This is a genomic window from Nostoc sp. (genome assembly GCF_036916985.1).
GTDB lineage: Bacteria > Cyanobacteriota > Cyanobacteriia > Cyanobacteriales > Nostocaceae > Nostoc.
The window spans coordinates 33,133-51,943 of sequence record NZ_JBALFD010000032.1 but is presented as its reverse complement, the minus strand read 5'-3'; the positions used below and the strand labels follow the sequence as shown (position 1 = coordinate 51,943).

The 18,811-nt window shown below is 42.4% G+C and carries 17 protein-coding genes and 1 tRNA gene; 10 read left to right on the top strand and 8 right to left on the bottom strand.

Going from position 1 to position 18,811, the window contains the following annotated elements; all coding sequences use genetic code 11:
• Nucleotides 1-29: 29 nt before the first annotated feature.
• Entirely contained in the window at nt 30-389 is a 360-nt protein-coding gene (locus V7L07_RS12470; protein ID WP_335058173.1) for a hypothetical protein, read from the bottom strand.
• Between the two features lie 131 nt (nt 390-520).
• Between V7L07_RS12470 and V7L07_RS12465 the strand changes: the two genes are divergently transcribed.
• Nucleotides 521-3,442: a GAF domain-containing protein gene (locus V7L07_RS12465; protein ID WP_335058171.1), complete on the top strand. Its 2,922-nt coding sequence runs from the start codon at nt 521-523 to the stop codon at nt 3,440-3,442.
• A 19-nt stretch (nt 3,443-3,461) separates the two neighbouring features.
• On the opposite strand, the gene V7L07_RS12460 is transcribed toward V7L07_RS12465, so the two are convergent.
• From V7L07_RS12460 to ruvB, 3 genes are all read right to left on the bottom strand, one after another.
• Nucleotides 3,462-4,733 (bottom strand): glycosyltransferase, encoded by a 1,272-nt coding sequence (locus tag V7L07_RS12460; protein ID WP_335058169.1) that lies wholly within the window; start codon nt 4,731-4,733, stop codon nt 3,462-3,464.
• Between the two features lie 88 nt (nt 4,734-4,821).
• Entirely contained in the window at nt 4,822-5,625 is an 804-nt protein-coding gene (locus V7L07_RS12455; RefSeq protein ID WP_335058167.1) for a tetratricopeptide repeat protein, read from the bottom strand.
• A gap of 222 nt (nt 5,626-5,847) precedes the next feature.
• Nucleotides 5,848-6,948, bottom strand: a complete 1,101-nt coding sequence (gene ruvB / locus V7L07_RS12450; protein WP_334775345.1) for a Holliday junction branch migration DNA helicase RuvB — start codon at nt 6,946-6,948, stop codon at nt 5,848-5,850.
• 253 nt (nt 6,949-7,201) lie between these two features.
• Here ruvB and hisF point away from each other — a divergent pair, with 253 nt between their 5' ends.
• From hisF to V7L07_RS12435, 3 genes are all read left to right on the top strand, one after another.
• Nucleotides 7,202-7,975: an imidazole glycerol phosphate synthase subunit HisF gene (gene hisF / locus V7L07_RS12445; protein WP_335058165.1), complete on the top strand. Its 774-nt coding sequence runs from the start codon at nt 7,202-7,204 to the stop codon at nt 7,973-7,975.
• Between the two features lie 99 nt (nt 7,976-8,074).
• Nucleotides 8,075-8,266 (top strand): hypothetical protein, encoded by a 192-nt coding sequence (locus V7L07_RS12440; RefSeq protein WP_104905483.1) that lies wholly within the window; start codon nt 8,075-8,077, stop codon nt 8,264-8,266.
• 97 nt (nt 8,267-8,363) lie between these two features.
• Nucleotides 8,364-8,436: transfer RNA gene (locus V7L07_RS12435), tRNA-Ala, on the top strand.
• Nucleotides 8,437-8,473: 37 nt separating this feature from the next.
• Here the strand turns inward: V7L07_RS12435 and V7L07_RS12430 are convergent.
• Nucleotides 8,474-9,691, bottom strand: a complete 1,218-nt coding sequence (locus V7L07_RS12430) for an AAA family ATPase (protein WP_335058162.1) — start codon at nt 9,689-9,691, stop codon at nt 8,474-8,476.
• A gap of 45 nt (nt 9,692-9,736) precedes the next feature.
• On the opposite strand from V7L07_RS12430, the gene V7L07_RS12425 reads away from it, so the two are divergent.
• Nucleotides 9,737-10,300, top strand: coding sequence for a Uma2 family endonuclease (locus V7L07_RS12425; protein ID WP_335058160.1), 564 nt, complete (start codon nt 9,737-9,739; stop codon nt 10,298-10,300).
• A 14-nt stretch (nt 10,301-10,314) separates the two neighbouring features.
• On the opposite strand, the gene V7L07_RS12420 is transcribed toward V7L07_RS12425, so the two are convergent.
• Genes V7L07_RS12420 through V7L07_RS12410 form a run of 3 tightly spaced genes read right to left on the bottom strand, consistent with a single transcriptional unit; the run spans nt 10,315 to nt 12,598 of the window.
• Nucleotides 10,315-11,031, bottom strand: a complete 717-nt coding sequence (locus V7L07_RS12420) for a hypothetical protein (RefSeq protein WP_335058158.1) — start codon at nt 11,029-11,031, stop codon at nt 10,315-10,317.
• Nucleotide 11,032: 1 nt separating this feature from the next.
• Complete coding sequence (locus V7L07_RS12415; RefSeq protein WP_335058230.1) at nt 11,033-12,112, bottom strand: AAA family ATPase; 1,080 nt, start codon at nt 12,110-12,112, stop codon at nt 11,033-11,035.
• A 33-nt stretch (nt 12,113-12,145) separates the two neighbouring features.
• Nucleotides 12,146-12,598, bottom strand: a complete 453-nt coding sequence (locus tag V7L07_RS12410; RefSeq protein ID WP_335058156.1) for a hypothetical protein — start codon at nt 12,596-12,598, stop codon at nt 12,146-12,148.
• Nucleotides 12,599-12,855: 257 nt separating this feature from the next.
• Here V7L07_RS12410 and V7L07_RS12405 point away from each other — a divergent pair, with 257 nt between their 5' ends.
• The 5 genes from V7L07_RS12405 to V7L07_RS12385 all read left to right on the top strand — a co-directional run bounded on the left by V7L07_RS12405 (nt 12,856) and on the right by V7L07_RS12385 (nt 18,808).
• Nucleotides 12,856-13,602 (top strand): GDSL-type esterase/lipase family protein, encoded by a 747-nt coding sequence (locus V7L07_RS12405; RefSeq protein WP_335058154.1) that lies wholly within the window; start codon nt 12,856-12,858, stop codon nt 13,600-13,602.
• A 303-nt stretch (nt 13,603-13,905) separates the two neighbouring features.
• Nucleotides 13,906-14,340 carry a hypothetical protein gene (locus V7L07_RS12400; RefSeq protein WP_335058152.1) on the top strand — a complete coding sequence of 145 codons (435 nt, stop codon included), beginning with the start codon at nt 13,906-13,908 and terminating at the stop codon, nt 14,338-14,340.
• Nucleotides 14,341-14,503: 163 nt separating this feature from the next.
• Complete coding sequence (locus tag V7L07_RS12395) at nt 14,504-14,650, top strand: hypothetical protein (protein WP_335058150.1); 147 nt, start codon at nt 14,504-14,506, stop codon at nt 14,648-14,650.
• A 296-nt stretch (nt 14,651-14,946) separates the two neighbouring features.
• Nucleotides 14,947-16,236: a cation:proton antiporter gene (locus V7L07_RS12390; protein ID WP_334694598.1), complete on the top strand. Its 1,290-nt coding sequence runs from the start codon at nt 14,947-14,949 to the stop codon at nt 16,234-16,236.
• 382 nt (nt 16,237-16,618) lie between these two features.
• Nucleotides 16,619-18,808 (top strand): cation:proton antiporter, encoded by a 2,190-nt coding sequence (locus V7L07_RS12385; protein ID WP_335058148.1) that lies wholly within the window; start codon nt 16,619-16,621, stop codon nt 18,806-18,808.
• Nucleotides 18,809-18,811: the final 3 nt, after the last annotated feature.

Below are 18,811 nucleotides of genomic sequence, written 5' to 3'. Positions count from 1 at the left end.
CACTACGCGAATTCGGTAGACTGCCGCGCCTACTCTTTAGCTTGTCGGAGTTCGTCTTTAGCTTGTCGGAGTTCGTCTTTAGCTTGTCGGAGTTCGTCTTTAGCTTGTCGGAGTTCTTCTTTAGATAGCCGCGCTTGTTCAGCCAGCTGCCGCATTTCTTCAGCAGAATTTCTCATTTCTTCAGCCAGCTGCCGCATTTCTTCGGCAGAATTTCTCATTTCTTCAGCCAGCTGCCGCTGCTCCTCTTGTGAAAGCCTGGTATCTTCAGCAGACTCTCGCTGCTTCTCTTCTAAGAGCCTGGTATCTTCAGCAGACTCTCGCTTTTCCTCTGAGACTTGTCTCTGCTCCTCTTGAGCATCATCTTGAGCATAAGACGAAGTATCGACCATTTCTCTAACACTCCATAATCTAACTTCAAGACCCCTTACCTAGAACTTTCAGCAAACACTCGTGGCAATATTACTCAGGGTGCTTTTCTGGGCATCTTATATATTACAAGTTATGTTAACCAATAAATCAGATGGGGCAGCCGCAAAAACCTATAGCCGCCGAACAGCAGATCCTCTCTTTGGGGCGCGTCCTCCAGAGCCTCAGAGAAGAAGAAGATGTTGACGTTCTGATTGAAACTACTATTTCTTATCTCAAAGAACAGTTTGACTACAAACTGATTTGGATTGCTCTTTACGATCGCCGGAATCACATATTATTTGGCCAAGGGGGGATGACACCTGATCGCGATCAGAGCTTTTTACGGCAAAGGGTTGTTCTCAGTCCTGGGGATTTATTAGAGCAAGTAGTAATTGAACAGCATCCTTTGGGCGTAGCTGATTTACAAACAGAAATCCGCGCCACCGAATGGCACAAAGTTGCCGAAAAATTTCACATCCAGGGAACGGTCATTTTACCAATTCGCTATAAAGACCGTTGCTTAGGCTTGGTATTATTGGGTTCAGAACGCTGGGGCTACCTGCTCACAGGAGAAACAAAAGCGCGTTTGATGATGGTTTTAGGTGAACTGGGGGCAGTGCTTTATCAAAATGAGATGCATAAGCAGCAAAAGCAAACCAGGCGAAGCGACGAGCCATTATTAGAACTGCTAGAAAATTTACGCAACCTCAGTAATCTGAATCAAAGACTTGAAGCAGCAGTACAAACAACTCATAAATTTGTTTCCCCCAGCCGGACAAATGTTTATTGGTTTGAGCGGGAAGGGCGCTACTTTTGGTGTCGGATGAGTAATCATCTGGTCAAAATCGATCGCAATTCTAGCACTCAGCAATCAGCAGGAATTACCGTACAGGAGTTGAGCGACTTTTATTATGCTTTGGCAGTGAACCAAATTGTCTCCATTGGTGATGCCCGCAGTTCCTTAAAGAGCCATTTCACGGCAAAATTGCTGCAACGATTGAAGGTGCGATCGCTCTTGGCAGCTCCAATTATTTGGCAAAAAAATTTAGTCGGTTTTCTGGCGGTAGAAAGCAATGAACCTCGCATCTGGACGGACACAGACAGAAATTTCGTCCAGGGTGTTGCTGGTTTAATTTCCCTCGTTGCACCTACCGAAAACATGGAAGGCACGATCAAACAGATTCAAGAAGATGCCCAACTGACTGGACAAGTTGCCCAAGGTATTTATAGCGACAACGACCTCCAGGAAACTTTACAAAGCTGTGCTAAAAGAGTTTTAGCTCGCCTAGCTGCCACCCGTTTTTTGCTATTGCAGTATGACTCTGAGCAAAATAATTATCAATTTATTTATCAAAGCCAGCCCCATAATCGCCGACCATTGACATTTACCCTCAATACCCTCAAAGAATTAGATGGACAACTTTTGCAACGTTCAACTCAAGCGGTAGAAATTGAAAACTTAGATGAAGATTTACGCTTTTTTAACTGGCGACCCTCGTTGTTAGAGAATGGTGTGCGATCGCTACTTATTTGTAAATGCACTCACGCTCAGATACCAGCACCACTTTTAGTTATCACTCACGAAACCAATCGTTCTTGGACAACTCTGGAAAAGGAATTGCTGTGGGCCGTCAGTCAACAGATTGGGGTAATTGTTCGTCAGTGGCAATTACATAACCGCACCACCCAACAGCAAAAAACTTCCCAGGCATTTGAGCAATGCTTACGCATCCTGACACAATCTCAGAACAGCATCGAGGTAGAAAAAAAACATTTAGAACGTACAGCACTCGAACAAATAGCATCAATTTTGGGTTGTCCCCTAGCGATAATGCTATCTTGGGCACCTGGTCAAAGTTGGGCAGAAATTATCCCTGGAGTGATTGACAATAGCCACTTTGGGATTTTTTCTGAGGCATCTATTCTTATCCAGTCAGAAGCCTTAATTCAGTGGGCACTTGCTACAGAGAATTACCTGACTTTGAAGGCGAATAATTTACCCCCGGAAACCCGAAAATGGTTGAATGTTCCAGACAAAAGTCAAATTTTGGTAATGGCATTACGTACAACTGCTCATTATGAAATCACTGGTGTAGTTTTGTTAGTAGACTATCAAGAGCGTCGCTGGTCAGAACAAAATCTGAGTGCAACAGCAACTCTGATTTCTCAATTAGCCTGGTGGCGTCGTGAAAAGCAAATTACCCGACTTCTAGAATCCACAACAGAAGAATTACGACAACTTAATTGGTACAAACATCGTCGTCTAGAGGAAATTCAAAGAATAACGGCCCATTCCCTGAAACAAATACATGATTTGGGCATTCCTGCTAATGAACTAACTCAGATGCGCTACCAGCTATTGCTGCGGCAGTTAGACCATACAGCCACCTCCATGAGTGGAATGCTAAAACTTGAGAACTGGCAGCTACATATAAGTTGGGAAACTATGTCCATAGCCAGTTTACTGAAGCGATCGCTCGAACGCATCGATAATTTACTTAAACAACAAAAGCTATGGATTGGCGTACATGGCTTGGGACAATCAATTGACCAGCAAGAATCGCCCAAGAATTCTTCATTAGTTAGAGGTGTTCCTACCTCCAGCGCTCAATCTGCAATGGCGATCGCTGGTGATATTGTCAAAATTGAATTAGTTATCCATGAATTATTGGTTACTGCCTGTAACCGTTCTCAAATCGGCGGTAGAATTGATATTTGGTGTCGACGTTTAGATGCGTCAAAATCCTCAGATACAAAGCATTCTTCTACAACTGGAGGGGCTGATCGTCAGACATCCCTAGAACTGTCGATCACATATAACGGTGCGATCGAACCACAGTTACTCACGGAACTACACGATCATAGACCAAAAGATATACTTGCTCCCTCCAACCTCGATCAACCACCAGCTTTGCATCTACTGATCTGCCAAAATCTCATGCAGGAACTAGGAGGAGAGTTGAATTTTTATCAATTACCAGATAATCGAGTCGTTAACCGCTTACTTTTGCCGTTAGCTGTTCATGATTCCTAAATGTTTCATCAGAATTTTCTTAAGCCAAAACAGGCTTCCCTGTAGAAACAGCCTGTTCCACAATATCAATGGCTCGACTCACACCACCGGCTCGTTGAATCCCCTCTTGTAACCTAACTGCATTTTTTTTATAAGAATCTTCCATTAACACCTTTTGTACAGCATTTCGCAACTTGGGAACAGTCAAGGGAGCAAGCGGCACTACTTCACCAGCACCAGCCCAAGCTAAACGTGCTGCTACTCCTGGCTGGTCATTAGCAATTGGTATTGCTACTATTGGTATCCCATTGTTTAGGGACTCTAAAGTAGTATTCATACCTGCATGGGTAATGGTAAGAGATGCTTTTTTAAGCAATTCCAATTGGGGTGCATAACCAACTACCAGAGGATTTCCTGGCAAGCTTCCCAGAGACTCTGGAGTTGCAGAACCACCTAAAGAAATTACTAGTTGGGCATCCAAATCATTACAAGCTTCGGCAATAGACTTGAAAATTCCCAATAGGCGATTTTGTAAAGTCCCCATTGAGGCGTAAATCAATGGTTGTCCGGTCAATTTTTCATAAGGAAAATCAGGAACTTCCCGACCAGTTGGACTATGATAAGGGCCTGTGAAATGGAAGCAGTGGGGCAAATTTTCCCTTGGGAATTCCAATTGTGCAGGCTGTTGACTAATCTGAGCTAGTTGGGAATAGCGATCATTAGAGCTAAACTGTGGGGGCAATTTCCACTCTTGGCGATACTGATTGATTACCCCTGTAATGGGTTTTACGGTGCGACTCAGCAGTGTATAGCCGGCTCGGTTACGTAATCGCGCCCACCAGACTGGATTGTAGTCCCAGGTTTTAAAATAAGGTGGGACGCTCGGTTCTCGATTCAGTACCACAGCACTACAAACTGTAATAAAAGGAATGCCCAGAAATTCTGCAACAGAACCTCCCTCTGGTGAAACCTGATCTACTAAAAGTGCCTCCACACCTGCTTCTTTGACTGCTGTTGGTGCATCTCTGAGCATAACAGCCGCCTGATCTTTAAGAAAGTTGACGGTATATTGCATTGCGGCGAGTCCACTCAGTTTACCTAACTGAGTTATCGATTCAGCGATCGCTCCAGTGGGAAATTCAGATTCACCAACGGCTTGGAATTCTAACTCTGCCGCTAGTGTCTTAGATTTAGCATCAAGTATACCGAATAAGGTGACGCGATGACCCCGTTTTTGGAGTTCTTTACCCAAAGGGAGCATAGTATTGAGATGACCAGTTGTTGCTGGACAGATCAGCCCAAAATGAGTCATAAATGCTGTTTCTGTATATTTACAATGATGTATACCAGAAAACAGTTATATAGGCAAAGAAAAGAAATTTTTGCTGAGTTACAAGTGCCTACTTGATTTTCAAGAACTTATCTAAAGCTGTAACTAGACTGGGAGGCCAACGGCGGATATTTTTTACCCAGTCGATATCCTTGTAGCGGCTATCCAATCCATAAGCTGCTACCCAGTTGCTTTCGGCTTCACCTTGTTCTCCATTTACCCAATATGCAGCTGTGAGGGCGGCACGCACATCAGCAAATTTGGAGTATTTACGGGCGATATTTCGCATTTCGCGGATTGCTTGCTCTTTTTGACCTGTTTCATAAAGAGCGAGAGCATAGTTAGCACGGGCGAAGGCAAAATTTGGGGCTATCTCATTAGATTTTTTGTAATCTGCGATCGCATCTGACCATTTTCCTAAACCTGTTTTGGCATTACCGCGATTGTTATACGCCATCGCATCGTTAGGATCGAGTTCTAAGACATGATTATAATCTGCGATCGCATCGTCCCATTTTCCTAACCCTTCTAACGCCGCACCTCTATTCAAATAAGGATCGGTAACATTCGGCGCTAGTTCGATGGCTTTGTTATAATCTGCCAGCGCTTCTTGCAATTTGTTCTGACTCACTCGCGAATTTCCCCGATTACTCCACGCCCCTGCATTAGTGGGAAATTGCTCAATAATCTTTGTCCAGTAAGTTTCAGCCGTCGCAAAATCACCTTGATTCGTCGCTGCAAATGCTCGATTGGCCCACTCATCGCCTTGCTTTAACTGTTCTTGAGTAATGGGCGCTTGAGATTGTGCCATGACCGGTGTACCCCAGCCAAACACAATTAACAGACTGAGAAAAATACCAATCAACTTAATCATCTAGGTTTACCTAATTTGTCATTTGTCATTGAGCAGAGGAATGGAGTTCAAAGACTCATTTACGAGTATCAATGCCCAATACCCCTCAAAAGTGCTGTTAGCGGTAGCGGGGCGTTTAGCCCGTAATGAGTGCTGAGTGGGGAAGAAGCAAGGGAGCAGAGAAAACAATTTTCCCCTCCGCCCCCTGCCCCTCTGCATCTTTTCAATGCCCCATACCTATAATTACAATAATGACAACTGTTCATTAGGTGGCGTGAATCCTAAATGCTTGTATGCAGCCTTGGTCGCCATCCTGCCACGATGAGTTCTAGTTAAATACCCAATCTGCATCAGGTAAGGTTCATATACCTCTTCAATTGTTTGAGTATCTTCACCCGTCGCTGCTGCCATTGTTTCTAACCCCACTGGCCCGCCATTAAATTGTTCAATTATCACACTCAACATCTGGCGATCTGTCCAATCTAAACCGCAAGGATCTACTTGAAATAGTTGCAATGCTTCGGATGCAATGGTTTCATTAATCTCTCCAGATATTTTTACTTCCGCATAATCACGTACCCGTTTTAGTAGCCTATTCGCAATCCGTGGTGTTCCCCGTGAACGTCGGGCAATTTCTGTGGCACCATCTTCTGTGATCGGGGTTTTGAGTAACTGAGCGGTTCGCAGTACAATTTTAGTCAGTTCGTCAACTTCGTAAAATCGGAGTTTTTGAATTAAACCAAAGCGATCGCGCAGTGGTGAAGTTAAAGCACCTACACGCGTTGTAGCCCCAACTAGGGTAAACTTTGACAACGGCAAACTTCTGATTCGAGCGCTAGAACCCTTACCAATGGTAATATCTAAGCGATAATCTTCCATTGCCGGATAGAGAATTTCCTCCGTCATCCGCGAGAGGCGATGAATTTCATCCACAAATAAAATATCACCTGGCTTCAGGTTTACCAGTAGCCCGACAATATCCCGTGGACGTTCTAGGGCTGGCGCACTGGTAATTTTGTAGTTTACCCCCATTTCCGATGCTAAAATCATCGCCATTGTAGTTTTGCCCAATCCCGGCGGCCCATATAACAGTAGGTGATCCAACACCTCACCACGAGACTTAGCTGCTTTGATGGCAATATCTAGCACATCCTTTAAATCTTTTTGCCCAATGTAATCAGCAAATCGGTGTGGTCGAATACCTTCTTCTTGCTGTTCTTGCTCATCAATAGCAGCTTCCGGCTTCAAAATATTTTCTGTGGATGGTGCTTTCACAGACTCTCGACGCTGCTTTGGTTCTCCATTGGGTTCTGGAGGTTGTTTTTTCGAGGAGATTATCGCCATAATTCAGCTATCTATTTTTAAGGGACTAGGGACTAGGGACTGGAGATTGGGGACTGGGGGAGGTGGGAAGAAGCAAGGAAGTAGGGAACAAGGGAGAAAGAGTTTTCCCCTCCGCCCCCCGCACCCCGCCTCTCTGCCTCTTTTCAATGCCCCATGCCCAATGCCCAATATCCATGAAAATTTTCGTTAGAGAATACCCGCGCCAATTTAAAATTTAAATTCCGGTCAATTACCCAGAAGTACAAAAGTTATTATGTTATCTAAAAGAATCTTACCGTGCTTAGATGTCAAGGCGGGACGGGTTGTAAAAGGAGTTAACTTTGTTAATCTCCAAGATGCAGGCGATCCGGTAGAACTGGCCAAGGTTTATAACGAAGCCGGTGCTGATGAGTTAGTATTTCTGGATATTACAGCTACTCATGAAGATCGAGCTACTATTTTAGATGTGGTCTACCGAACTGCTGAACAGGTCTTTATTCCATTGACTGTGGGTGGTGGCATTCAATCCTTAGAAAATGTTAAAGCTTTGTTACGAGCCGGCGCAGATAAGGTTAGTATTAATTCTGCGGCAGTGCGGGAACCAGACTTGATTAATCGGGCTAGCGATCGCTTTGGTAATCAGTGCATAGTTGTTGCTATTGATGCCAGACGCAGAAATAACCCGGAAAATCCAGGTTGGGATGTGTATGTGCGGGGTGGCAGGGAAAATACAGGCTTAGATGCCCTACTTTGGGCACAGGAAGTTGAAAAACGGGGGGCCGGAGAACTGCTAGTCACAAGTATGGATGCTGATGGAACCCAAGCCGGGTATGACATCGAGATTACACGGGCAATCGCTGATGCTGTAGAAATCCCAGTCATTGCTTCTGGTGGTGCAGGTAATTGTGAACATATCTACACTGCCCTAACTGAAGGCAAAGCGGAAGCAGCATTACTCGCATCTCTGTTACATTACGGACAATTAAGCGTAGCAGAAATTAAAAGTTACTTGTGCGATCGCAATGTGCCGGTCAGAAGATTATATTGATCCACCATTTCCCATTTAATGACATCCATCTAAGGTTAGACACACTTCCCTAAAAGGGTGTTAATATTATTTTACAAGTATTAACAAATATTAAGAAATATGTTGCTTCCTATTTTACTTTTTGATGTAGCCCTGGTAGCGTGGTCGCTGCACTTAATGGAAAAAGCCTACGAGAGTAAAGAATTTTCTTTAATGTTGGCTGGTACATTAGTTGCTCTGGCTGCTGCTGCCATGTTAGTAGTTTACTTTTTGATGGGGCACTGCATGACCTACTTATTGAGAGTGTCGTAGACAATGCTGAGTGCTAGAGAAGATATTTAAAATTTAGTTTCTACAAAAAGCTTGACAAAGTACTAATAATTAGGACATTATGTATAATGGATTTTAAGGGGTTATAGCGCAGTTGGTAGCGCACCTCAATGGCATTGAGGGGGTCAGCGGTTCGAATCCGCTTAGCTCCATTCCTCACACCCTAATCCTCTAAGTTAATTGAGAGGGTTAGGGAATTTTTTTAGAGGGTTTTATTTGCTGTCTACCTAACCAGTCTCGAAAGTTGGAATGATAAAGACTGTAATGAGTTTTTAGAGCGATTTGTTGTTTCTGTAAGAACTCTAGCCAATTTTCTAGCACTTCCTCAACTTCATACTCATCAGTATCAATGATTTGTGCGATGCCTGCGGCGGTCTGCGCCAACGCTTCCACTGATATTGCTTTTTGCTGCTGTATTAAGACATTTAACACATCTGTGCTATGTTCCGTGTCTTGTTCGGGTGGAAACATTTTATGTAAATGCTGCTGATAATATGCTTCTAAACCAGGTGGGGGTTGATTGTACTGGAAAGGTATCGGGTAGAAATTTTCTGCAATCGCACTTATTACCTGAGTGAGATACATCAAATTATTTTCGCTCAAAGTGGTGAGGCGATCGCAGAATTCTTCCTCATTAATCTGGTGATTACTCAACCAAGATTTAAGATTTGACTTCTCCCCCAACCCCTCCCCTTGTAGGGGGGAGTAATCTTGTCCCCCCCTTCCCTCGTAGGGAAGGGGGGTTAGGGGGGTTAGATAATTTTGAATATATGCTTGGATATCTTGCCGATTTTCTTCTGGATAATTAGCTAAATCAAGACTTTGCGACGGCGTTTCAATTAATAAACCTGACTTCTCCCGCAAGAAAGGTCTACGAGCGAGGAGGAAATAGACCTTATCCGGGAGATAGCGGGGGAGATAAAACAGATTTGTACCAGGTGGTTGGCTGTTGCGGTCAATGCAATTCAACCCATCAATGGCAATTATCAGTTTTTGATGAGGTTCTAACTCATCGCTGATTTGCTGGAGAATACTAGAAAAAAACCAACTTCCCTCTGTGGCGTTATCAGGGAGAGAGGTGTAATTAAGCGAGTATTGATTAATGAGTTGCGTGCAAATATTTCTGAGAAATTCGTCAGCACGATTTTTACCCTCAAGTTCGGCATTGTAATAAATAACTTGAGGATTGTTCGTCACATATTTGGCGAGGATGGCACTTTTACCACTACCAGGTGCGCCAATGATAGTAAAGTAACCCTGGTTGTGGCGGTGGAGAAAGTTGTTAATAGCCGTGAAGACAAATTTGCGATCGACAAAGTTGTGGCTTTTTTCTTGAATGATTTCCTCAAACTCCGTGGGATGTCCTCTGGAATTGATTGTAGTGGGTGGTTTGGGTGGTGAGTTCATAATTGTGAGGAATAATTAAAAGATAAGGCAACAGTAGAGGTGATCATGACTGTACAATTGCTAAGACGGAAATTCACAATTGAGCAATATCATAAGATGGTTGAGTCGGGGATTCTCACAGAAGATGACCGAGTGGAATTGATTCGGGGAGAGATTATTGATATGTCGCCTATTGGGACAAAACACGCGGCTTGTGTAAATCGCCTGATTAATTTGTTGGTGCAGTTGTTAGGTAAGCGCGTCATAGTTGCGGCTCAAAATCCGGTCGCGTTGAACGATAACTCACAACCTCAGCCAGATGTCGCATTACTTAAACCCCGTGATGATTTCTACGCCACTGCACACCCCCAACCCCAGGATATTTTTTTATTAATTGAAGTAGCTGATTCCACTGTGATGTATGACCGGGAAGAGAAAATTCCTTTATATGCAGAAGCAAACATAATTGAAGTTTGGTTAGTAGATATTAACGAGCAAATTGTGGAAGTTTATCAACAACCAACAGCCGCAGGATATCAGCTTATGCAAAAGTTCGCTAGCGGTCAAACTTTATCAATTAAAGCTTTCCCTAATGTGAATATTACCGTCAATGAAATCTTTGGGAGATAAAATTACTTCTCCCATTATTCCTCTCTCATCCCTTGAAGACGCAAAAAATGCACCCTACCTGAAGTATCTCCTGCCACAATTGTCATGCCGTCTGGTGCAACTGCACAGCAAGAAATGGGATATTCCCCTGTGAAGGTGGCAATCACTTCCCCTGTTGCCAGATTCCAGACTTTGAGAGTCTTGTCACTGGAGGCAGAAATCACCTGTTGCCCATTGGGGGTGACAGCGACTCCTAATACCGAGTCACTATGACCATTGAGGGTGCGGAGTAAGCGTCCTCCTGGTGGGGTTAAGCTAGTGGTCAAGGGACACAGCCAAGGGAAAGTTTTTACTTGCTTTATTTGTGCCAATAATGTCTGAATCTCCTCTGGCATTTTCTGATTTAGTAACCGTCCGTGCAATTGACTCGCTAATTGCCGCTTATCCGCGACTAAAATATGCGCTGACAGTCTCAATGCACCTTGAATCAATTCCAGACTTGTGCCTTTTTTAAAGTTGTATTCTGAGTTATTAGACATCTCCCTATGATCAATCAAATCATAATCTTCAATTAGCGGCTGTACCCCAAACTCAGGATGGTTAATCTTGGCAGTGATGAAATCAAAATCAGTCAGGGTTTTGTAATACTTCTCTAAATTTGCCGACTTCACCAAGCTTGGCGCTAAACTACCCAAGTAAGCACGTTGAAATGCAGGACTTTGTGCCGCTAATTTGTCAGCAAATTCTCCCATTTCACGCCATCTTCCTGATAAGGTAGTCCGCAATGCGTTGATTAACCTCTTGAAATAGCTTCCGTTTTGAATCCAAAACCCGTTTTGCTTTCAAGAAGTCCAAAAAACTTGCATGATAGATGCTGTGGCAGATTTCTCCTTTTATATGCTGCTTCTTCAAATATTCAATCCACTCTTCTAAAACTGATTGCACATCATATTCATCTTGATCGGCAATATCCGCTATTATCTCACAGGTAATTGGTGTGCCAATCTCCACTAAAATAAATAGGATAAATACTTTTACTTCTTGGGGCTTTTCATCCATCCCCATACGTACCCAATGAACTTGATAATAATCCTTTAGACCATCGGGTAATTGCTTTAAAGTCAGGTCATTATAGTCACCTTTAGCAATTCCTGGCAAAATATAACGCAGGTACATAAAATTATTTTCACTCTTAGTTGCTACCTGCTCAACAAAATCATTTTCATCAATTTTGCGGTCTTGAATCCATTGTCTAAGTGCCTTCTTATAGTCTTCATCGACATTCAAAAAGAACTGAATATACTCCTTAATGTCTTCACGACTCAAACCAACATACTTAGTTGCGCTTAAATCTAGCTCATCGACTGGGACATCTGGTGCAGACAAGCGTTTTTTATCTATGGTATATGGTCGTCTAGTCAGCAGAAAATAAACACGTTCAGGAAGCGACGGCGGTAAATCTAAAAGATTCCCCCCTGTTTCTTGTTCGACTTCATCCAGCGCATCAACCACAATTACCAGACGATCGCCAGCAGTCAGTTTTTTGCTAACCTGTTCTAGTAAATCTGCTAAATTAGCCTTATCGGCATTCTGCAACTGGTAACGCTTAATTAATTGTTTGCGAATACTTTCCAGAAATAGCTCCGTTCGATTGCGACCATCAGAGCGAATATTAAAATAGCATGGTGATTTATTGTCCCAGACGTATTTAGCAGCAATGGTACTCTTCCCCATCCCCGCATCACCCACTACTGTAAAATAACCACTACGATTTTTATTGCAAAATTGCTTAAATGCGTCAAAAACAAACTGACGACCACAAAATGAGCGAATTTTTTCTTTAATTAATGACTTAAATTCTGCTGATTACTCGTCTAAATTCCATTCTGGAAAAGGCTCAAACTCTTTCGATTTAGTTTTTTTAGCAACCTTAATAAATATTTCCCCAAACTCCTCTAACTGCGATCGCAGTTCAATTCTCAACAATCGAATATCAAATTCTAAATCCTTACCCTGCAAAAAATTTTCTACTTCCTTGTAGAAACCCAAGGGATTATTTGAAGTATAAGCACTCCAAAAAGCATTTTTAATTTCTTTTTCTCGAAAAAGATTCAGCAGTACTTCCGGCTTATCGACACCATACTCAATTAAAGAGTAAACATAAACACCATCAACATCTTTAGGTGGTTGTACTGGGTCAAACTTGAATTGTTTTAAGGTTCTGACTACAGTTTCATTGCGTTGAGCTTGATTGATAACTAGAGAAGTCGCAGGTTTAGCAATACTCTTAAGGGCATTAACTACTAAGTCAATACTCATCTTCACTAATGGTAGAGATAATTTTTACACCTATAACCTATCCTAACGACAGATGGCAAAATTTACCCCATCCATCGCTATTATATGGCGATCGCTCCCTCTAATCTCTCCCTTTGCGCTCTTCTCTATCTCAGAGGCTCAACGGCGGCAATATTAACCTTGCAACCATAGAAACCACATAGTTTGCACACTAAAGATAGTCATCTATGGTATAGAAATGTATAGAATCTTGTAAAGATATAAAATATAGTTGTTAAATGCACACATTTTTAGCTTCTTCCTCAATGCAGCTGTCTGTACCACCAAATCACTTTCAGCCTATGAAGATTGTCGCGCTGGGGGACAGCTTAATTTATGGATTCGGCGACCCGGAAAAAGGAGGTTGGATCGAGCAACTACGGCGATGGTGGATGTTGCCGGATAGCGCGGGTCATATTCTTTATAATTTAGGGGTAAGAGGCGATCGCACGCAACAAGTGGCACAAAGGCTAGAAGTTGAATTTCGCCACCGGGGTGAACTGCGAAATCGCGTTCCTGATTTAATTATTTTATCAGTAGGGGTGAACGACTCAGCGCGGTTGGCGCGTCCTGATGGCCGAAGCTACACAGATTTTGCCGTATTTGAAAAGGAAATTGCTTCTCTGCTAGATTTGGCACAGCAACTCTGTCCTGTATTATTTGTGGGCATGGTGCCAGTGGATGAAACCAAGATGCCATTTTTAGATTGTTTTTATTATAATCATGCCGATCAGTACCGCTACAAAGAAGCAACTCGAATTGCTTGCAATAAACGTCAGATTCCCTATTTAGATATTTTTGAGCAGTGGATGGAACGCGGTGAAACTTGGCGGATCAAACGCTTGAGTGAAGATGGTCTTCATCCCAATACACTAGGTTATCAAGCTTTATTAGAAGATGTAATCAATTGGGAAGCAATACCTTCAATGGACTTTGCCAATGCAGCTTACCATTCTAAATTTGATTATCACCTGAAACCATCCTAATAACATAGATGTGTTGGTGCTTTGGGGCTAGTACAAGAAGGCAAAAGTAAAAAGGCAAAAGTAAAAAGAAAGAATGCTTATTTTGTAAGCTTTCTAGCTATTTTAAATGGGTGGTTTATTTATGCCGTGTTCTACTATTTAATATTGTCTTATTTGCGATCCTTGCAAAAAGCACCACAATCTTCCTAAACTTTTAATGAAGCGAGTCAAAATCTATTGATAAAAACTCTAATTTCTCTATATATATTATTCATAACTCCTAACTCCTAACTCCTAACTCTTAACTCAGCACTCAGCACTCCTATGACACCAACTTTATTTGGCCGTTGGCAAACTCGATTATTATTACTTGCAACTGTCGGCGTACTCGTATCTTTGCCTTTTGCAATGGGTTGGATTGGCCCTGGTGCTAACTCGGTTTATTTTTGGATACTTGCTTATGTTGCCATCTTTGGCTTAGGCTGGGATGTGCTTTATGACTATCTGCAAAAATCGCGTTGGGATAGAGATTGGCCCGCAGTTTATCAACTCTTAGCTGGTATATGGGAATTGGTGTTTGTGTTTTGTGGAGTCAAACTGTTTGGCTTTTTACCAATACCTATACCTAAGGAAGAACTATCAGTGGGAGCTTTTCTATTCCACTATAGCGTCGTGTGGCTAGCAGTTTTTATTACTTCCCAAAGCCTGATGCGAATTATCTTTCTCCGTTGGCGTTTTCGGGGTGGGGAATGGTTGTAATATCTTAAATATTCGTAACTAATTTAATCAAAAATTACAGTAATTTTCAGGTAATTAAACCGTAAAGTAGAGGCGCATGTATATGCGTACTTACAGCCAATGGTGGTTTAAATAGATGAAAAATGTGATAAATCACAAATTAACAAATCATAAAAAATTATATATGGCGGTTTTAGTTTGGATGCAATATGTTGTATTGACGTACAGTTGTGTGCGTCAATACAACATGGTAGTTGCTACAACTTTGGAAACCAAAGCAGCACATTGCCTATTACATCTAATAGACATCTCCGAAAAAGAATTGTTTTGACGTAGCAATGCTACTTCTCTACAAGGGTTCTGGGTAACGCATCTTTAATTTCTGGAGATGTCTAATCAAATTAAAAACAGCTATGTGATATTTCCCAAATTGACACTTGTGCTGATGTAGTAGTCATACAGCAGATTGCAGGTAAGTGAGGTACAAATTCTAAGCACAAAGCCATATATCAATAGAGTTTCACCTCAGTTAAGAGTTCCCTATTCCCTGCTGTATATAAAAAAACAGGACAAGCTTTGAAGTCTGGGGAGATTCTTCAATGCAGAGACGCAAATTAAGGAAGTATAATGTCAAATTTTGATCTGGTTATTCAGCTATTTCTGCAACTCACAGTTATTTTAGCTACTTGTCGCATTGTCACGATTTTAGGACGCCGCTATCTTGGTCAAACTGATGTTGTTTGCGAAATGATTGCAGGTGTCATGCTAGGGCCATCGCTTTTAGGATTAATTGCACCAAGTTTTCAGCAATGGCTGTTTCCTAAGCTTCCCATCATTACAGCTGTCGGACTCAAGATACCCAATCCATCAATGTCGATTTTATATGCTATTAGCCAGATTGGGTTGGTAATTTATATGTTTTTAATTGGTTTAGAGTTCAACACTAAACTGTTAAAACATCATATCAAAAGTGCAAGTTTGCTATCTGCGGCTGGAATTATTACTCCTTTTATTTTAGGAGCGATCGCATCTTCTTGGTTTTATCACAATGGTGATTTCTTTCAACCAAAGGTAACGCCGTGGTCAGCCGCCCTGTATCTGGGTGCATCGATGACAATTACGGCTTTTCCCATGTTAGCTCGCATTCTTTACGAACGCGGTCTTGCACAAACTCGCTTCGGTACTTTGGCTTTGGGTGCAGCATCGGTAGATGATGGAGTTGCCTGGTGTTTGCTGGCGATCGTGCTTGCTAGCGTCAAAAATTCTCTGAGTATTGCCATATTAGCAATTGGTGGTGGCATTTGCTACGTCCTCTTTGCAATTTTTCTCGGTCAACCTCTACTGAAAGCGTTCACACGGATGACGAAACGCGATGCAGGTGTGAACAGACAAACCCTGACTTTAATGTTGATAATTTTGATGTTTTGTGCATGGTTTACTGATGTCACAGGCATCTATGCAATATTCGGTGCTTTTGTGTTGGGAGCAGTCACACCACGGGGAGAATTCGCCCAGCAAATTCGCCAATATACGGAGTTTTTAACTAGTTCTTTTTTGTTACCGATATTTTTTGTCTTCTCTGGACTGAACACTCAAATTGGATTGGTAAACACACCTACTTTGTGGGGAATTACGCTCTTAATTATTGCGATCGCCATTCTCGGTAAAGGTGTTGCTTGTATGCTGGCTGCAAAATTGGGCGGGGAAAATTGGCGCGAATCTGCAACTATCGGCGCTCTGATGAATGCTCGTGGTTTGATGGAGTTAATCATTCTGAATATTGGTCTAGAACAAGGTATAATTACCCCAACTTTATTCACTATAATGGTTATTATGGCAGTCATTACTACCCTGATGGCATCACCACTGATTGCTTTTTTCTTGCACGGTACAAGCTATGAAAAATCTTCCATTTAAGCAAATTAAATACAAAATTAATTACCTATTAATCAGGTAATTCTCTGCTTTGACTCTGGCTATAGCAATCCTAAATAAGTTACGAACAAAAAGACCCCCGACTTCTTCAAGAAGTCGGGGATATGAGCCTCTCGGTAGAGAGCAAATCAAATAGTATTACCATATAACGCTAATTTTCTTGCTATCGTTAATTTGGCAGTTATTTTAGATGTAGTTCCTAAAATCATCAGAATTCATATTTCACGGCTGTAACTGGATCGTAACAATAATTCATATAACCACGAAGCACAAATTACTCTTGGTTGTATCTAACAAGCTTGACATTTTCCAGTCTTTTAAAGAATTATCTTAGGGAAACCAGATAGTTAATTGTGAGGAAACCATGCACATAGTTGTTCTCGTTCTGGTTGAGGTGCTGATTGTTATTGGACTTTCACGCCTAGTAGGGCTAGGATTCCGTTCTATTAAGCAACCGTTGGTAATTGGTGAAATTGTTGCCGGAATTATGCTCGGCCCATCTTTATTTGGTTTAGTTGCTCCCCATCTAGCAGTTACCTTGTTTCCACCAGAAACTTTTCCTTTTCTCAATGTTTTGTCTCAGGTGGGACTAATATTTTTCATGTTTTTGATTGGGCTAGAACTAAATCCCAAATACCTCGCCGGACAATTAGAAGTAGCAGTTTTAACTTCTCATGTCAGCATTTTAATGCCGTTTTCTCTGGGAACATTGCTAGCGGTGCTACTTTATCCCCTAGTTTCCAATGCAAGTGTATCTTTCACCGCCTTTGCTTTATTTTTAGGGGCGGCGATGTCGATTACTGCCTTTCCAGTGTTGGCGCGAATCATTACTGAAAACAATTTACAAGGAACGCGTTTAGGAACGTTGGCGTTAACTTGTGCAGCAGTGGATGATGTGACAGCTTGGTGTTTATTAGCAGTAGCGATCGCAGTTGCTCGGACTGGCGACTTTGCTGGTGCTATACCCACAATTATCGCCAGTATAGTTTACATCGGTTTGATGTTGACGGTGGGACGTTGGTTCCTGCAACGCCTTGCCAAACACTACCTCCGTGCAGGACGACTCAGCCAATTACTGCTAGCTGGGATTTATATGGGTGTGGTTGCGTCGGCACTAATCACCGAACTAATTGGGATTCACTTAATTTTTGGGGCATTTTTACTGGGAGCAGCCATGCCCAAAAATGAAGATTTAGTGCGGGAATTGGCAGTAAAAACGGAAGATTTTGTCCTGATTTTCTTGCTACCAATATTTTTCGCCTACAGTGGTTTACGAACAGAGATTGGCTTGCTCAACCGTCCCGAATTGTGGTTTTTGTGTGCGTTGGTTTTAGGAGTGGCGATCGCAGGCAAGTATATTGGTACTTATGTAGCAGCCCGTGTCAGTGGCATTAATAAACGGGAAGCCTCGGCACTGGGTTGGTTAATGAATACTCGCGGCTTGACCGAACTTATAGTGCTAAACATTGGTTTAGAGTTAGGGGTAATTTCCCCCTTAATATTTACCATGTTGGTAATTATGGCATTGGTAACTACATTCATGACCTCGCCACTGCTGGAATGGACATATCCGAAGAAGCTAATCAGGTTAGATGTAGTAGAACCAGAGTTGGAAGCAGAAACAGCTACAAGCGCTAATAATGCCGACACTTACATTCGTCCTTACCGAATTTTAGTGCCTGTGGCTAATCCGAGTACCCAAAAAGGCTTGCTACAGTTAGCAGTCAGCATTGCTCTTAACTCTCGACATCCCGCCGTGGTTAACCCTCTGAGCCTGATTGAATTTGAAGAAGATTATGCCTTTGAAAGTACACCAGTTGAAGCAGACCGATTAATTGCCCAGCGCCGTCAGCAGCTAGAAGAATTGATTAATACTCTCGAACCGCTAGAAACACGCTCTCATGTGCATCCCATCGTTCGCATATCTAGCAATGTCGCACGGGAAACCGCACAGATAGCCGCACTAGAGCAAGTTGATTTAATTCTGGTGGGATGGCATCGCCCAGCTTTTAGTAGCAATCGTTTAGGTGGAAGAGTCGGTCAACTTCTCAGCACTGCACCAGTGGATGTAGCAGTATTTGTAGACCGAGGAAGCGATCGCTTAGAAAGCATATTAGTGCCTTATTCTGCCAATATCCATGATGATTTAGCCCTGATCCTGGCGCTCAGACTGCTCATCAATCATGAAACTTGTACGTTGCAGATTTTACATGTATTACCCGACAATCGCCTCAAAGATGAATTGAATTATGAGTTGGACATAATGATGGAGCAATTACCGAGTAGTGTACGCGATCGCATAGAAATCAAAATTGTCCAGGTTCCAGAGGCAATCCAAACAGTAGTCGAAGCCTCAAAAAATGTAGACTTGACAATTGCTGGTACTAGCCGCACTTGGGGTATCGAACGTCAAACCTTGGGAAGATATACAGATCAACTAGCCATCCAATGTTGCTCCTCTCTGCTGATTACCCGTCGCTACAGTCAAGTCACCGCTCATCTAGCTTCCATGCTTCCTGACATTAGCAGTCAAGAGCCAACACTGAAAAATTAAGAG

Bases quoted from the DNA above. Each gene is read 5' to 3' on its own strand.
- V7L07_RS12425 (WP_335058160.1), top strand. From the start codon at position 9,737: ATGACTGTACAATTGCTAAGACGGAAATTCACAATTGAGCAATATCAT.
- V7L07_RS12470 (WP_335058173.1), bottom strand. From the start codon at position 389: ATGGTCGATACTTCGTCTTATGCTCAAGATGATGCTCAAGAGGAGCAG.
- V7L07_RS12465 (WP_335058171.1), top strand. From the start codon at position 521: ATGGGGCAGCCGCAAAAACCTATAGCCGCCGAACAGCAGATCCTCTCT.
- V7L07_RS12390 (WP_334694598.1), top strand. From the start codon at position 14,947: ATGTCAAATTTTGATCTGGTTATTCAGCTATTTCTGCAACTCACAGTT.
- V7L07_RS12395 (WP_335058150.1), top strand. From the start codon at position 14,504: ATGGCGGTTTTAGTTTGGATGCAATATGTTGTATTGACGTACAGTTGT.
- V7L07_RS12460 (WP_335058169.1), bottom strand. From the start codon at position 4,733: ATGACTCATTTTGGGCTGATCTGTCCAGCAACAACTGGTCATCTCAAT.
- V7L07_RS12455 (WP_335058167.1), bottom strand. From the start codon at position 5,625: ATGATTAAGTTGATTGGTATTTTTCTCAGTCTGTTAATTGTGTTTGGC.
- ruvB (WP_334775345.1), bottom strand. From the start codon at position 6,948: ATGGCGATAATCTCCTCGAAAAAACAACCTCCAGAACCCAATGGAGAA.
- V7L07_RS12400 (WP_335058152.1), top strand. From the start codon at position 13,906: ATGACACCAACTTTATTTGGCCGTTGGCAAACTCGATTATTATTACTT.
- V7L07_RS12405 (WP_335058154.1), top strand. From the start codon at position 12,856: ATGCACACATTTTTAGCTTCTTCCTCAATGCAGCTGTCTGTACCACCA.
- V7L07_RS12385 (WP_335058148.1), top strand. From the start codon at position 16,619: ATGCACATAGTTGTTCTCGTTCTGGTTGAGGTGCTGATTGTTATTGGA.
- V7L07_RS12430 (WP_335058162.1), bottom strand. From the start codon at position 9,691: ATGAACTCACCACCCAAACCACCCACTACAATCAATTCCAGAGGACAT.
- V7L07_RS12410 (WP_335058156.1), bottom strand. From the start codon at position 12,598: ATGAGTATTGACTTAGTAGTTAATGCCCTTAAGAGTATTGCTAAACCT.
- V7L07_RS12440 (WP_104905483.1), top strand. From the start codon at position 8,075: ATGTTGCTTCCTATTTTACTTTTTGATGTAGCCCTGGTAGCGTGGTCG.
- hisF (WP_335058165.1), top strand. From the start codon at position 7,202: ATGTTATCTAAAAGAATCTTACCGTGCTTAGATGTCAAGGCGGGACGG.
- V7L07_RS12420 (WP_335058158.1), bottom strand. From the start codon at position 11,031: ATGGGAGAATTTGCTGACAAATTAGCGGCACAAAGTCCTGCATTTCAA.